The 15,118-nt window shown below is 61.3% G+C and carries 13 protein-coding genes and 1 pseudogene; 7 read left to right on the plus strand and 7 right to left on the minus strand.

Annotated elements, in window-relative coordinates; genetic code table 11:
- Positions 1 to 316 precede the first annotated feature (316 nt).
- The 5 genes from WFR25_RS02675 to WFR25_RS02695 all read right to left on the minus strand — a co-directional run bounded on the left by WFR25_RS02675 (position 317) and on the right by WFR25_RS02695 (position 4,859).
- Positions 317 to 1,930, minus strand: a complete 1,614-nt coding sequence (locus tag WFR25_RS02675) for a hypothetical protein (RefSeq protein ID WP_336968242.1) — start codon at positions 1,928 to 1,930, stop codon at positions 317 to 319.
- Positions 1,923 to 2,570 carry a class I SAM-dependent methyltransferase gene (locus tag WFR25_RS02680; RefSeq protein WP_336968243.1) on the minus strand — a complete coding sequence of 216 codons (648 nt, stop codon included), beginning with the start codon at positions 2,568 to 2,570 and terminating at the stop codon, positions 1,923 to 1,925. Before WFR25_RS02680 ends, WFR25_RS02675 begins: the two co-directional genes overlap by 8 nt.
- Complete coding sequence (locus tag WFR25_RS02685; RefSeq protein WP_336968244.1) at positions 2,567 to 3,562, minus strand: glycosyltransferase; 996 nt, start codon at positions 3,560 to 3,562, stop codon at positions 2,567 to 2,569. Before WFR25_RS02685 ends, WFR25_RS02680 begins: the two co-directional genes overlap by 4 nt.
- Positions 3,563 to 3,816: 254 nt before the next feature.
- Positions 3,817 to 4,215: a GtrA family protein gene (locus tag WFR25_RS02690; RefSeq protein ID WP_336968247.1), complete on the minus strand. Its 399-nt coding sequence runs from the start codon at positions 4,213 to 4,215 to the stop codon at positions 3,817 to 3,819.
- A gap of 308 nt (positions 4,216 to 4,523) precedes the next feature.
- Entirely contained in the window at positions 4,524 to 4,859 is a 336-nt protein-coding gene (locus WFR25_RS02695; RefSeq protein WP_336968250.1) for a DUF3140 domain-containing protein, read from the minus strand.
- Between the two features lie 2 nt (positions 4,860 to 4,861).
- Between WFR25_RS02695 and WFR25_RS26575 the strand changes: the two are divergent.
- Both WFR25_RS26575 and WFR25_RS02700 read left to right on the plus strand, forming a co-directional pair.
- Positions 4,862 to 5,099 (plus strand): annotated as a pseudogene (locus tag WFR25_RS26575) (DDE-type integrase/transposase/recombinase); the annotation flags it as partial.
- A 217-nt stretch (positions 5,100 to 5,316) separates the two neighbouring features.
- Positions 5,317 to 6,027 carry a hypothetical protein gene (locus WFR25_RS02700; protein WP_336968252.1) on the plus strand — a complete coding sequence of 237 codons (711 nt, stop codon included), beginning with the start codon at positions 5,317 to 5,319 and terminating at the stop codon, positions 6,025 to 6,027.
- A gap of 16 nt (positions 6,028 to 6,043) precedes the next feature.
- Here WFR25_RS02700 and WFR25_RS02705 read toward each other — a convergent pair whose 3' ends face one another.
- Positions 6,044 to 6,907 carry a S1/P1 nuclease gene (locus tag WFR25_RS02705; RefSeq protein ID WP_336968255.1) on the minus strand — a complete coding sequence of 288 codons (864 nt, stop codon included), beginning with the start codon at positions 6,905 to 6,907 and terminating at the stop codon, positions 6,044 to 6,046.
- Complete coding sequence (locus WFR25_RS02710) at positions 6,894 to 7,847, minus strand: isoaspartyl peptidase/L-asparaginase family protein (protein ID WP_336968257.1); 954 nt, start codon at positions 7,845 to 7,847, stop codon at positions 6,894 to 6,896. Before WFR25_RS02710 ends, WFR25_RS02705 begins: the two co-directional genes overlap by 14 nt.
- A gap of 259 nt (positions 7,848 to 8,106) precedes the next feature.
- On the opposite strand from WFR25_RS02710, the gene WFR25_RS02715 reads away from it, so the two are divergent.
- From WFR25_RS02715 to WFR25_RS02735, 5 genes are all read left to right on the plus strand, one after another.
- Positions 8,107 to 9,414: an OmpP1/FadL family transporter gene (locus WFR25_RS02715; RefSeq protein WP_336974625.1), complete on the plus strand. Its 1,308-nt coding sequence runs from the start codon at positions 8,107 to 8,109 to the stop codon at positions 9,412 to 9,414.
- Between the two features lie 51 nt (positions 9,415 to 9,465).
- Positions 9,466 to 10,626 (plus strand): flavodoxin-dependent (E)-4-hydroxy-3-methylbut-2-enyl-diphosphate synthase, encoded by a 1,161-nt coding sequence (gene ispG, locus WFR25_RS02720; RefSeq protein ID WP_336968259.1) that lies wholly within the window; start codon positions 9,466 to 9,468, stop codon positions 10,624 to 10,626.
- Between the two features lie 383 nt (positions 10,627 to 11,009).
- Positions 11,010 to 11,924, plus strand: a complete 915-nt coding sequence (locus WFR25_RS02725; protein WP_336968262.1) for a DMT family transporter — start codon at positions 11,010 to 11,012, stop codon at positions 11,922 to 11,924.
- Between the two features lie 9 nt (positions 11,925 to 11,933).
- The gene (locus WFR25_RS02730; RefSeq protein ID WP_336968264.1) at positions 11,934 to 12,428 is read left to right on the plus strand and encodes a GNAT family N-acetyltransferase; all 495 of its coding nucleotides are present in this window, start codon (positions 11,934 to 11,936) and stop codon (positions 12,426 to 12,428) included.
- Positions 12,429 to 12,487: 59 nt separating this feature from the next.
- Positions 12,488 to 14,818, plus strand: coding sequence for an FtsK/SpoIIIE family DNA translocase (locus WFR25_RS02735; RefSeq protein WP_336968266.1), 2,331 nt, complete (start codon positions 12,488 to 12,490; stop codon positions 14,816 to 14,818).
- The last annotated feature ends 300 nt before the right edge of the window (positions 14,819 to 15,118 follow it).

Genomic DNA, 15,118 nt, shown 5'->3' on the forward strand with positions numbered 1-15,118 from the left:
CGGCGGTCGAGAGAAGAGCAGGAGATCGATAAAATCCTGACAAAGCAGGCGCCGGCAGCCGTCCGATGTCCGCCCGATGAGCCGGGTCTCGAACAGGGGCACGTTATCCCTTTGCCCATGTGGCCGGTGATCCAGCCTGGTTCGTTTGCCATCCCTGATGTGTGAATGTAAATCGCTGACTGCTTGGCTGCCCTTGGCGTCAGGCCCGCTAGCCATGTTCTTCCAGATGTTGCGGAAGCAGCCCTTTGGGCCGGAGCTCGATGAGATACGCCCCTATCCTCGATGAGATACGCCCCTCTCACGGAGCGGGCACTTTCTACCGAAGCGGACAGTGCCCGTTCGATGCTGGTGCGGCAGATGGCCAGCGCAGCGAGTATTTGCTGATCTTTTCTTCCAGAGGATAGGCTGAGAGGATTGCCGCGGCAACCGGCGGATTGTAGCGCGCCCGGAACGGCAGCCGGTCAACTTTCCCCTCGGTCACAAGTAGACCGAAGCAATGGGCACGGACTAGTCGGGCGAAACCGAGCTGGTCATATTTGCCAAGCTGCGCCAGTTCGGCGGTGATAGCCGACTCCCATTCGACATTCCTGCCTGCGCGGATGAGCAGCGTCATATCGTCGGAAATAACCGGCCGGGTGGAAGACGCGATCCGCTCCACAATCCTGGCGCCTACCTTGGTGTTCTGCGCAATGGCCTGCGCGCTGGAAAAGCCCACGGGAAGGAAGGCCAGCTGCAGCGGCAGGGCGACAAGGGCAAGAACCACATGGACAGGCGACAGCTTCTCCACACCGGACGTCTGCCCCATTGCCCGAGCAGCGAAGGGCGCCAGCGTCAGTGCCGCAAAGACCGCGACAGCGGAGAACCATTCTATCATATAGTTGTAGCTGGCTCCCGACTTCAGGATCCCCAGCAGCATGATCGTCTTCAGTCCGAGGAAGATCAGCAGCATCAGCGCCGCGACCGCCGCTCGATTCTGCGCGAGAGAATCCCGGATCAAGGCGAGCGAGCCTTTGTCCAGAAAAGTCCTGCTGCCCCGCCAGGTCGCCGTCACGCCCAGAACGGATAGCGCGATCAGCACCATGTGGATGAAAAGCTGTGGAAACAGGATGTCACCGAAGGACGATGGCAGGAACCGATTAATATTATAGACCAGAATATGCGTCAGGAACCCGCCGTCCGTTGCCCGGCTCAGCCATGCGAGTGCCAGCAGACCGGAAATGGTTGAAAAGGCGATGCCGCGAACCGCCAGCCCCGGGCGGACCAGCAGCAGCACCGAAAAGGCCGCCATGGGCGCCGCAATCGATATTTGCTTGGCATAGAGCGACAGTACGAACATGGCCGCCGCACCATAAATCCACGCGGGGCGATCGAGTGCGCGCAGGGCGAGCAACATGCCTGCCAACCCCAACGCTCCCGACAGCATGTCGACCCGCATCAACGGCGTCCAGATCAGCACTGGATAGCAGGTGAGGAACAGCAGCCCGGCCATCGTTGCGCAAATTGCCCGGACGCGCCCATCCACCTCCGCAGGCATGGCGCGCGCCGTCAGCAATCCCACCATATATGCGGTCGCGAAGGAGGAGAGAATGGAGACCAGCCGCCCTGCGACCAGCTGATCCATACCGGTAAGAGCCGCCAGCGCAGCCGACGTCATGTGAAAGACGGGCGGGTAGTGATAGACGATCGCCGGATAGACCTGAAGCGGGCCATAGGCCGTGCCGTCCACCATGTCCCGCATCTGTTGCCATACGATTCCTTCGCCATAATCAAGCGAATAGGGGTAGAAGAGGACGGCTTTCAGATGGGTCAGCAGCTCGCCCACATGCCAGAGCATGACGCACGCAAGGATGCCGAGTCCTGCGGCAAGCAGGATCGCGATCCGGTCTGGAGCAAAGCATGTCTTTTGGGCGATCTCTCCACCGTCACCCATGATGTTGCGCCGGGCGTGCCACGATCAGCATCTGTTTGCCCAGCGGCTTGAAGGGCGAGCGCAGATAGGCGCCGACCAGCATCTTCCACGTCGGGAGGCGCGACTTGATGCTGAGCGGCAGGAAACGAGGATGAACCTCCAGAACTTCCCATCCATGCGCCGTCATCAGGTCTGTAAGGCCAATGTGCGAATAGGCGGTGATATGAGTATAGTCGTCGAAATATTCCCGAAAGGCATAGCGATAATTGGGCTGGAGGATCGTCAGCCTGCCGCGATCCGACAGTTTTGCCTTGAGCGAAGAGAGGACGCTCACGAGTGCCTGCTGCGACAGATGCTCGAACAGGTTGGACGCAAAGGCAAAATCGACGGCGCCATCCTCCACCGCTGCCAAATCCTCAACCGGGCCGATGATCGTCTCCACAGTCGGCGCGACGTGCTGGCGCATACCCGGCCACATATCCAGCGCGATCCGGCGGGATGCGGTTACGCTGTTGATGAAGTCGCCATACCCCGCTCCCAGGTCGAGCACGCAATCCTGCGGCGTGATGCGATAGCGGAAATAATATTGCCACAGGGCGCTCCACACCCCGGCGCGGCGCTTGTCTGCGGTCAGGCGCGATTCATGATAATTGCCGGTCATGCATACCGCTTCCAGTTATCGAGCATGCCGAAAATCATGCGCATGCCCACGGTAAATCCGCGCCAGTTGTTGATGTTGCCGCCTTTACTGACTCCCACCCGGGGATGGAAGGTAATTGGGCATTCCAGCAGGACGAGTCCGTTGCCAAGCGCGGTATCGAGGAAATGGGCGTTGAATTCGAGATTTACGGCCGGCTTCAACGTGTCAAGCAGCGGGATCAGCGATTCCCGTCGACACAGCTTGTACGTCGTGCCGACATCGGTAATCGTGCCGCGGCCCAGATGCTTCGCTTCCAAGAGCTTCCCGACAAAAATATTGCCATAATACATGAAGGTGGAAAGCTGTGTGACATATTGCCGCAGCGGCTCGACGGTCCTTGTACCATTTACGATGTCGGCATGGGGCGCATAGGCCAGAAGCTTCTCTATGTCATAAGCCCGGAAGGTACTGTCGCCTTCGCACAGGACGACGAACTCGGTATCCTCGAATTTCACAGCCTCTGACAGGCACCGAAACACGCAACGGCCATAGCCGGGCGCCATTTCGTTGAAGGTGATGGCGCCTGCATCCTGCGCGCGCTCGAAGGTCCGGTCGCTGCAGTTGTTGCTGACGACAATCACGCGCTCTACCAGCGGATGCTCCAGAAAATCCCTGACCGCGGGGCCAATGCTATCCTCATCATTATAGGCGGTGAGGGCTACAGTCACGCGACGGCGGCGGACCGGCTCAAACCGAACCGGCGCATTGGGCTTCTTGCCGCTGAACAGGAAGAGGAGGTCAAATAGAGCAAAGGCCAGCCCCAGCATGATCGGCACGCCGCTGTACCACACCAGCCAGGCGGAAATCGGATCGAGCAGATGACGCAGACCCAGTAGATAGCGGGGAAACACAAGCAGAACGCCAACCAGATAGGAGGCGAAGCCTAGGATGAACAGCAGGACGCCGTAAAGCAGGAACGGCGTATGCCGGTTTTGTCTAGTGGCGTTCTTCATGGTGCCCCCCAACCTGATGGCGCTACGAAGTCGCTTTAGATTCCTATGGTTAATTATACGTAATGGTGGCCGGGGCAGATTCCCGTGCATGCGTGTTGCGTAGATTTTTTCGGCTGTGATTCAAGCTTGCGATGTCAGGTGGCGGATCAGACCCTTTTGATGAAGCGGGCTTTTCGGATTTACGCCGTGTGGTTTCCGCTGAAGCCATCGCCATGATGCATCGCATGAACATGGCCGCGATGCTTGTAATTCCGTCAGGCGGCGCGAAAGACCCAGTGGCGCGCGACAACGAATGTCATGACAGGGGTAGCGGCAACCATCATGATGATCGGCGTCCAGTTGGCCCATCCCAGTAAACCGGTCAGTAGCCAAACCCACAGCGAGTTAAGCGCGAAAGCGGCAACCGACATCACCAGATATCGCACAATACCGGGGAAATGCGCGTCGCTCTGCCGGAAACTATAGACCCGGTGCATTTGATAGCCCAAGACAAGTTGGGTGAGGTAGGCCACGAAGTTTGCCAGTAGCGGCGCCCAGCCTAGAATGATGGCGCACAGACAATAAGTCGCAACCGCCACCAGCGCGACACCGCCGCCATTGATGGCGAAGCGGAGGAACGCCGCCCAGTAAGAATGGCTCCAGAGAAACCTCATTGACGCAGTGGTAGCCGAGCCGCGTTAATGGCGCTTTAATGTGCCCTCTGACCCTCACGGCCGGTGCCGTCGGTCAGGTTCTGTGACAGCAAACGTCAAGCCGGTAGTCGCAGACAACGCGCATGCCCGGACCCAATCCCTTCCGCTATTTCAATTCCTCCCCCCGGGAATTACGCCTCGTGGTGATGATTTATGTCTGCTTTCCCCTAAGCCTTCGTAATGTTGGGGATCTGCTTTTCGAACGCGGCATCAGATTAAGTTGGTCGACACGGGCGCAATGGCGTTCCGGTGTCGCCGCAGCTCCAGACTTAAACGATATCCTTCACTGGATCGTATCCCCAGTTCTTTAGCGAATAACGCCAACGCGAGGTAAAAACATTATCCGGGCGCTGGGCAGAGTGACGACGGATGTACCCGATGCATTTTCGCATAAAGGCAATCTCGTCTGTCCTCAGCTCATCTTGGGGCCTCCGCAATATTTGGGCAATTCGACGTCCGCTCGCATGACCAACACTCTCAGGCGCAAGGCCGTTCCGACCTTTCCATCCCACCGCGTTACTTTCACTGGTTTGCAGCCATTCGTCCAGTTCATCCGCGCCCATGTTGATCGTACACATGAACATATGCACCGTTTCGTTATCCATAACGGGAATCCCTCGGTCGCTGGGCCAACAATCGGGTGGAAAACAGTCATCTTCCATTCCAACGACGAGAGCGCGCGCGATGCTGCGATTTCGACAGATGAAGGTGCTACAGAAATTCGCGTCCGTCCATGCCAACATTCACAACCATCTTTCTCTGTCGAACGCCATCTCGTTGATCGGCAAGCCTACAAGGAGCGACGCTCGACCGCCCTGGTCGAGTGGCAATTCCTCGTGGGATAGTTCACCCTCATCAAAAACCCAAATGCATCGGTGAGAGAGCGGTTGGCTTTAGACTGACAGCACCGTGGGATGCTATCCGTAATGCTTGGCCTCGCGTCACTCGCGCCGGATGCGCAAATTACTTCACCGCAACCGGATGTACCAGAATGATAGGATTCTGCTCTAGCTTGGCGGGCCGGATCTGGCGGTCGCGGCAGATTGGTTTAATGGTGCGGGCATGGTCGGTCGATGCCCCTTTGCTGCTGTTATCGTCATTGTCGCGGCCGTCATGCTCGCTGCGCCCCTGGCGGCGCTAGCCAAGGCGCCCTCCGGTTCACCCAAACAGACCAACGTCGTTGGCATTTACGATGGAGGCCAGACCGAGATGGCCGTCGGCCTCGAACTTCGCAAGGATGGTCGCTTCCGCTATGGCCTGTCCTACGGCGCGCTTGATGAACAAGCCCAGGGGACCTGGGCATCAGATGAGGACCAGGTGCTGCTCACCAGCGATCCGTTCGTTCCGCCCCGGTTCACTCTTGCAGGTCGGCTTGATGCGCCCGCTGGCCAACTCAGCATCACATTGGAACTGCCCAATGGGATGTCACGGCAATATTTCCAGGCTGAACTCCGTCTCGCGGATGGGAGCGTAGTCGAGCATCAGCTCAACGACCGGCAGGAACCGCTGGCATTTGATCCGCGGGAAAAGCCGGTGTCCGTCGCGTTGACTCTGCCAATCTTCGGGCTTCGCAGCGAGACCGTGGATCTGTCCGGAGCCGCAGGCAGTGTGGTTCGCTTCCGTTTTGAGCCAAACGCATTGGGCACGGTCGCTTTTTCAAAAACAGCGCTGCGGAAGGATCATGGCGCCCTCATCCTCATGCGCCATGATCGCACGATCCGATTCAGGCGTCTGCCCGATGCGGAGGTGACCGACGCGGATTTAAAGGATTGAAGCGGGCGGGCCGACCCTACCGCAAAGCTTCGTCCAGCAACCGCGCCAGCCGCAGCCCCCCACGCTCCACCTGCAACCGCACCGCAGGTACAAGGCGGTTGATTTGCGCTGCGTTCAGCTTCGCGCGGGTGTCTCCCGGTATCGTGCAGGCGTTCCCGCCCAGTGCCAGGCCGTAGGCAAGGTCGCGGCTCAGCGTCCAGCTTTCGCGACTCCAGTCCTCCGTCGTGCCGCCGCCCATCTCTGCGCGCTCGGCGGGGGTATAGACCCGTACCAGCGGCGGCGGCGAGATAATCGACCGCTCGGCCAGCCAGCCGTCCCAAATAGTGTGCAGATTGAGCTTTGGCGTCGTATAGATTCCATAATCCGCCTTCTGCCGGTTGCCGCCCAGGTCGCCCTTGTCCGCCGCATGGAGAGGCTGGTGCAGGTCGCCGACGAAATGGACCAGATAAGCCAGCGCCATCAACCGTTCGCGCGCGGGCACCTTGCGGTCCTTAAGCAACCGGAAATTGCGATCCACCTGCGCGGTCACGCAATTGCCGTCGGGGCAGGCGGCCTTGACGTCATAGGGCTGGCAGATCGACAGATTCTGATAATGCCAGTTATATTGGTAGCTGAACCGGTCCCCCAGCGTCTTGATACAATCGGGCCACACGCTCGCGCCCTCGATTGTGTTGATCGGGCATTCAGGCGTCTGGATGTCGGGCGCGTGGCGCAGCAGCGCGGTAATGGCGGCGCGAGTCCTGGGCGTCACATTGCGCGCGGCGATTTTCGCCACTGTCTCATGCCCCAATTCCCACCAGGCCATCGCCGGGGTCGGTGCCAGCATCAGCAGTGCGCCCAGCAATAATATTAGCGGGCGCATCCGCTCATTCATCGCCATAGATCGCCACCTGGCGCTCCCCGTCGCTCGTTGCTTTGCCCCGATAGAGGCCCGGCGTGTTGAAATGGATCGCGGTGCCGCCACCTGGCGCCGCGACAATTACTCCGCCGACACCGCCCATGGCCGCAATCTCGCCAAAGACAGCGCGCGCGGCTTCGTCGGGCGTCTCGCCCATCATCCGCACGCGCGCTGCAATTTCGTGACCGACGCCGACGCGAATGAAAAATTCCCCCGCGCCGGTCGCCGACACCGCGCAACCGCGATCATCGGCATAGGTGCCCGCCCCGATCAGCGGGGAATCACCGATCCGCGCCCAGCGCTTGCCGGTCAGCCCGCCGGTGGAAGTGGCCGCCGCGACATGGCCCTGCGCATCCAGCGCTACGGCGCCGACCGTCCCATATTTCATGTCGACATCATAATAGCTGCCGTCCGGTCGCGCTTTGAGTTCCTCCAGTTGGCGGCGGCGTTCAGCGGTCATGAAATAGTCCTGCTCGACCTGTTCGACGCCCTGCTCGACCGCAAACCGGTCTGCGCCCTCACGGCTGAGCAGCACATGGGGGCTTTTCTCCATCACCGCGCGGGCCAGCCCGACCGGATTGCGCGTAGTGGTGACGCCCGCCACCGCGCCTGCATCCCGGCTGCTTCCATCCATGATTGCCGCGTCCAGTTCGATCCGTCCCTCATAGGTGAAGACCGCGCCGCGCCCGGCGTTGAAATGCGGGTCGTCCTCCAGCACGCGCACTGCCGCTTCGACTGCGTCCAGCGCCGAGCCGCTACGCTCCAGCTCCGCGACCCCGGCATCGAGCGCTGCATTCAGACCCGCGCGCGCCGTTGCATCCTGCTCGGCCGTCAATAGATCGCGTGTCATCGCCCCCGCGCCACCATGAACCAGCAGCGTCCAGGGACCGGAGGAGGGGGGCACGGGAGAATCGGAAGACATGGCGGTTTTGGGTCCGATGTTGAGGGATGTCTCCTTTAGCAAAGGAACCGTCCGGTGATAGCCCATAGCGATACGGAGGCACCCCGCCGTTGCCGTAGCGGAACCTGTTGCGTATCGGCATCAAACCGCGGAAATGCGACAAATCGCGCCCGCTTTTCTGGATATTAACCATCAAATCGCTAGTGGGCGGTGTGAAGACAGGCGCTCGCTGGGGTTCCCGCACTGCCTAAAGTCTGGGTTGTTTGGAGAAGGAATGACTATGTCGCCTACGCGTACCACCATGATGTCTGCGATATTGGTCGCGGGTGCGGCCGCTTTGCCGATGCCGGCGCTGGCCGGTGGCTTTTATCTTCAGGAACAGTCGCCCAAGGAAACCGGGCGCGCGCTGTCGGGCGGCGCGGCGGCGGCGGACGATCCCTCCACCATCTATTTCAATCCGGCGGCGATGACCCAGCTTCCCGGTATCCAGACGTCGGTTGGCGGCATCGCCCTGATGGCCAGTGCGAAGCAGGTCAATCGCGGCTCCACCCGCACGATTCCCGGCGTTCCGACGCCAGTCGCGATCAATGGCGGTTCGGGTGGCAATGCGTTTGAAAAGGTGATCCCGATCCCCAGCTTTTACGCAACCGGCCAGGTCAGCGATCGCCTGTGGGTCGGCATTGGCGTCAACGCGCCCTTCGGTCTGAAGCTGGAATATGATGACGGCTATTTCGGCCGCTATGATTCAACCTATACCGACCTGAAAACCTACAATATCCAGCCCTCGGCAGCCTATAAACTGTCCGACAGCCTGTCGATCGGTGGCGGCGTCGATGTGCAATATATCAAAGTGACGCTGATCAACGCGCTGCCCAATGTGTCGCCGCTACTGGCCGATGGCATGGTAAAGGTGAAGGGTGACGACTGGTCGGTTGGATGGAATGCGGGCGTTTTCTATACTACTGGCGACACCAATTTCGGTCTCCATTATCGATCGCGCATGAAACATGGTCTGAAGGGCAGCTATGCCGTTTCCGGCCTGCTGGGGCCGCTCGCGGGCGGCAATGCGACGCTGGACGCCAGCGCGCCACTCGAATTGCCCGATATCGTCACCGCCAGCATGACGCACAAGTTGACCCCCAGTCTGCGCGCGATGATCACGGCGCGCTGGTATAACTGGTCGGTGTTCAGGAATATCACTATCCAGCCCGTCGGCGCCGCCACATCGGTCAAGGAACTCCACTATCGTGACACATTCAGCGTAGGCGTCGGCGGCGAATATGACCTCAACGAGACGCTGACCCTGCGCGCGGGCACGATGTTCGATCGCACGCCCACCAATCCGCAGTTCCTGACCACGCGCGTGCCCGATGGCGACCGCGCCTGGCTGACGGCGGGGGCGACCTATAATATCTCACCTGCTTTCGCACTCAACCTGTCCTACGCCCACACCTTCGTGGAAAAGGCGAATATCATCCGTCCGGACGTCTATTATGGGGGCACCCCGGCGGCGATCACCGCCACCACCCGCGCGACCACGATCGGCAATGCGGATCAGGTTGCGGCATCCCTGACTGCCCGCTTCTAACCGTCACCATATGCGACTATAGGGGCTTCATGCAGATGGAGCCCCTTTTCTATGTCCGACCATAATCCCGGCCTTCGTCCATGGCGCGATATTGCGCGTCGCGACTGCCGCCAGATCATGGTCGGCAATGTCCCGGTCGGCGGCGGCGCGCCCGTCACCGTGCAGACGATGACCAACACGCCCACGTCAGACGCCCGCGCAACGATCGACCAGATCCGCCGCTGCGAGGAGGCAGGCGTGGACATTATCCGCGTCTCCTGCCCCGACGTCGAATCGACCGCCGCGCTCAGGCAGATCGTCCGCGCCGCCCGTGTGCCGATCGTCGCCGACATTCATTTTCACTATAAGCGAGCGCTGGAAGCGGCGGACGCGGGTGCGGCCTGCCTGCGGATCAACCCCGGCAACATCGGCAGCGCCGCGCGGGTCAAGGAAGTGGTCGATGCGGCCAAGTCCAATGGCTGCGCCATCCGCATCGGCGTGAATGGCGGCTCCCTCGAAAAAGACCTGCTCGAAAAATATGGCGAGCCGTGCCCGGAGGCGCTGGTCGAAAGCGCGCTCGACCATATCAAGCTGCTCCAGGACCTGGATTTCCACGACTATAAGGTCGCGGTGAAGGCCAGCGACGTGTTCCTCGCGGTCGCGGCCTATATGCAATTGGCCGAAGCGGTGGATTGCCCATTGCACCTTGGCATTACCGAAGCGGGCGGCCTGATCGGCGGTACGGTGAAGAGCGCGATCGGCATCGGCAATCTGCTTTGGGCCGGGATCGGCGACACGATCCGCGTGTCCCTTTCGGCCGAACCGGAAGAGGAAGTGCGCGTCGGCTACGAGATATTGAAGTCGCTGGGCATCCGCACGCGCGGGGTGAAGGTCATCTCCTGCCCCAGTTGCGCGCGGCAGGGCTTCGATGTCATCCGCACCGTGCAGGCGCTGGAGGAACGGCTCCAGCATATCAACACGCCGCTCTCGCTCTCTGTCCTTGGCTGCGTCGTCAATGGCCCCGGCGAAGCCCGCGAAACCGACATCGGCCTGACCGGCGGCGGCGCGGGCAAGCATATGGTCTATCTCTCCGGCATCACCGACCACACCATTCAGGACGAAGGTATGGTGGAACACATCATCCGCCTGGTTGAAGCCAAGGCCGCCGAGATCGAAGCGGCGAAGGCGGAGGCAGAGATGACCGACGCGGGAACGGCGCAGGCGGCGGAGTAGGGGCCGGTGCGGCCCCTGTTGTTTTGCCTTTCCCCGATTGTCGTTGCTGGTAGTTGCGCCAGTGCGGATGAGGGCACGGCGACGCGTCTCGTTCGTCTTGACGTTCAGGAAGGCAATCGCTGCATTGTAACGGTCGATGGCAAGTCGTTCGCTCCAACGGACGAAGCGGCGATCGAGGCAGTCTTTCCGCCCAACAAAAACCCAAAAGCCAAAGTGTATATCATTGGCAGTTCGGTCGTTCCCTATCGCTGCATCGGTGGACTGATTTACACCGTGCAACGGCGGGGGTTACGGCAAGATCGCCTTCCTCTCGGATCCGCCCACCTCCGATGGAAGTAATTGATCGACACGCCTTTCTTCGGGATGCATGGATCGCCTGACCAATGACATCTCGTTCCACCGTCATCCCTTTTGCCGTCTGCTGTGCGGGCGTTGCGCTTTTTTCCGTGATGGACGCCGCGATGAAGGGGCTGAGCCTCTCGATCGGCGTCTATAACGCGCTGCTTTGGCGCGCGGTGGCGGGCACGTTGCTGGGTCTCGTCCTGATGCTCGTTCTGCGCCAGCACTGGCCGACCGCTGTGGTCCTGCGCCTTCATCTGCTGCGCGGCACGGTGGTCGCCTTCATGGCGTTCGCCTTTTTCTGGGCGCTGGTTCGCCTGCCGCTGGCCGAAACGATTGCGCTGTCCTTCATCGCCCCGCTCATCGCCCTCTATCTCGCGGCATTGCTGCTCAAGGAGAAGGTAGGCCGCGCCGCGATTTTCGCCTCCCTGCTGGGCCTCGTTGGGGTCGCGGTCATCCTGTCGGGCCGGATGCGCGGAACCTATGATGCCGACGCGCTCGCCGGGGCAGGGGCGGTGCTGCTGTCCGCTGTCCTCTTCGCCTGGAACCTCATCCTCCAGCGGCAGCAGGCGCAGGTCGCGTCGCCTGTGGAGGTCGCCTTCTTCCAGCATCTGGTGATGCTCGGCATCTTCGCCCTTGCTGCGCCCTTTCTCGCCATCCTGCCGCCGCCCGGTGCGCTGCCTTTGGTCGCGCTGGCCGCAGCCCTCGCTTTCACTTCGCTCGCTGCGCTCGCCTGGGCCTATGCGCGGGCAGAGGCGCAGCGGCTCATACCGGTCGAATATAGCGCCTTCGTCTGGGCCGCGATCATCGGCTGGCTGGTCTTTGGCGAGAGGCTGGCGGTCACGACGGTCGCGGGCGCGGCGCTGATCGTGGCGGCCTGCCTGATCGCCGCGCGTGCCAGACCCGTCAGTTCGCTGCCCAATGATCCGCCGCCCCATATCGAACCCGGCCTGACCTGAAAGCCCCCCATGCCTGTCACCATTCGCCCCGCCGACCCGACTGATATCGACACGATTCATACGTTCATCCGTGCGCTCGCCGACTATGAACGGCTGGCGCACGAGGTGAAGGCCGACCGCGAAACCCTTGCCCGCTATCTCTTCGGCCCCCGCCCCATGGCAGAGGTGCTGATTGCGGAAGCGGATGGCGCCTCCATCGGTTTCGCACTCTTCTTCCACAATTTCTCGACTTTCGAAGGGCGGCCCGGCCTCTATCTCGAAGACCTCTTCGTCCTTCCGCAAGCGCGCGGGGCGGGGGCGGGCAAGGCGCTGCTGCGCCAACTCGCAAAACTGGCGCTGGACCGTGACTGTGCCCGCCTCGAATGGGCGGTACTCGATTGGAACGAACCGGCCATCGCCGTCTATCGCGCGATCGGCGCCAAGCCAATGGATGAATGGACCGTCCAGCGTCTGGATGGCGCAGCCCTGATGGCACTCGCCGACGGTTCGTCGCCGGACTCTTGACGCCGACTCCCCCCTCGGCGCATTGTGCCAGAACGGAACATTTGGGGGACAAGAAGGTCATGGCCGTCGGCCGCACCGTTAAACGCACGCCGGAATGGCGCGGAATGCTCAAACGCAGCCTGATCCGCAGCGGAGCACTGATCGGCGCGATCGCGCTGTTTCTGGCCACTCTGTTTCTGGCGCTTGCGCTCTTGAGCTATACGCCCAGCGACCCGTCGATCATGACCGTCGCGGGCGATCATGTGCAAAATGTGATGCAGTCGCCCGGCGCCTGGATCGCAGATTTCCTGCTGCTGCTGTTCGGTGTGCCCGTCGCGCTGGTCCTGCCGCTTATGGCTATCACCGCGCGCCGGCTGTGGGGGGATCAGGACATGAGCGGGTGGAAAGGACAGGTGGGCAAATGCCTGTTCGGCATCATCCTGCTCGGCATTGCCCTCTCGCTGTTCCAGCCCGATCCGCTGGTCGGCCTGCCCTCGGGCTGGGGCGGGATGATCGGCCTTGCCACCGCGCGGGGCATATTGAGCCTGACCGCCGCCGCGCCGCTGGGCGCACGCAGTTGGATCAGTGGCATCCTCATCCTCGTGACGCTGATCACCGGCTTCTTCATCTGGTATCGCAGCCTCGCCCTCGAAAAACCGCTGCTACACCTCAAGCGTCCCACGCTTCCGCGCCTCAGCCTGCCGCGCCCGACCTTCGCCTTTGCTGGAGGAACGGCGCAGGATGACGAGGAGGATGACGAGCCACGCCCTGCGCGGGATGGTGCCGCCACCCCGCGCAAAACAGTGTCGAACGAACCAAAGCCGCCGATCACGATCCAGGCGCCCAAGCCCCCGCCCAGCCAGCGGCCGATGGCGCCTGTGTCGCAGGATGACCTGTTCGGCCATAGTTCGCTGCCTTCGCCTGATCTGCTGGCCCCAACGCCCCCGTCGCAGGGCGGGAAGATCGACAAGGCGGGGCTGGAGCGCAACGCCCGCCTGCTCGAATCGGTACTCGACGACTTCCATGTGAAGGGCAACATCATCGAGGTGCGGCCCGGTCCGGTCGTCACCATGTACGAACTGGACCCTGCGCCGGGTATCAAGGCCAGTCGTGTCATTGCGCTGGCCGACGATATTGCCCGCAATATGTCCGCGCTTTCGGCGCGCGTCGCGACCATCCCTGGCCGCACGGTCATCGGTATCGAACTGCCCAACGCCAATCGCGAATCCGTGGGCTTTCGCGAGATGATCACCAGCGAACAATTCGCGCAGGATGGCGCGCTGCCGATCATCCTGGGCAAAAATATCTCGGGCGAGCCGATCATCGCCGATCTTGCGCCGATGCCGCATTTGCTGATCGCGGGCACCACCGGGTCGGGTAAGTCGGTCGGCCTCAACGCCATGATCCTCTCGCTGCTGTACCGCATGACGCCGGACCAGCTGCGTCTGATCATGATCGATCCCAAGATGCTGGAACTCAGCACCTATGACGATATTCCGCATTTGCTCTCGCCGGTGGTGACGGAACCGGCCAAGGCGATTCGCGCGCTCAAATGGGCGGTCGAACAGATGGAGGATCGCTATCGCATGATGGCGTCCATCTCTGTCCGCAACCTTGCCAATTATAATGAGAAAGTTCGCGCCGCGAAGGTGAAGGGCAAGCCGCTGGGTCGCCGCGTCCAGACTGGCTATGATCCCGAAAATGGCAAGCCGATCTATGAGGAGGAGCAGCTCGATTTCCAGCCCTTGCCGCAGATCGTGGTGGTGGTCGACGAACTGGCCGACCTAATGATGACCGCGGGCAAGGAGGTCGAATTCCTGATCCAGCGTCTGGCGCAGAAGGCGCGCGCGGCGGGCATCCACCTCATCCTTGCCACTCAGCGTCCGTCGGTCGACGTCATCACCGGCGTTATCAAGGCAAATCTGCCGACGCGAATCAGCTTCTCCGTTACGTCAAAGATCGACAGTCGCACCATATTGGGGGAACAGGGCGCCGAACAGCTGCTGGGCAAGGGCGACATGCTCTATATGGCAGGCGGCAAGGCGCTGACCCGCGTCCATGGTCCCTTCGTTTCGGATGACGAAGTGCGTGCCGTTGCCGATCATTGGCGCGCGCAGGGGACGCCCGACTATATCTCCGCCGTTACCGAAGAACCGGAGGAGGGCAGCTTCGCCCTCGACGGCGTGGACCTGGGCGACGACAGCCCGGACGCCAACCTCTATCGCAAAGCCTGTCAGCTGGTGTTCGAGAATCAGAAAGCCTCGACAAGCTGGCTCCAGCGCCAGTTGCGCGTCGGCTATAACAGCGCGGCGCGCTTGATCGAACGGATGGAGGAGGAGGGACTTGTCGGCGCCCCGAATCATGTCGGTCGTCGGGAAGTGCTGCGCGATGAAGGCGGAAATCCGCTTTAATTTGCTTCGCTATGGCGATGCGAAGGGAATCGAAACCAGTGTTGACGTTACGGAAACCTGTCTTTCATGGTGTAAGTGCATATTTTGCAACCGTAACGATCCTTTTCGCATTTGCGAAATGAAGCCGGGTCAGCGAAGAGGGTTGTGCCTTTCAGGCATCCTCTCCTAAAACTTTTCGGGCTGGTCTTCGGATCAGCCCTTTTTTTTGGCGCAGACTCGGTCTATGGATCGCTTGCTGCTGCCGCGCCGATAACATAAATTGGAGCGGTGCCGCCGGGAAAACCGGCATGGCGAGGCGGG

It is taken from the genome of Sphingobium aromaticiconvertens (genome assembly GCF_037154075.1).
Classification (GTDB): Bacteria; Pseudomonadota; Alphaproteobacteria; order Sphingomonadales; family Sphingomonadaceae; genus Sphingobium; species Sphingobium aromaticiconvertens.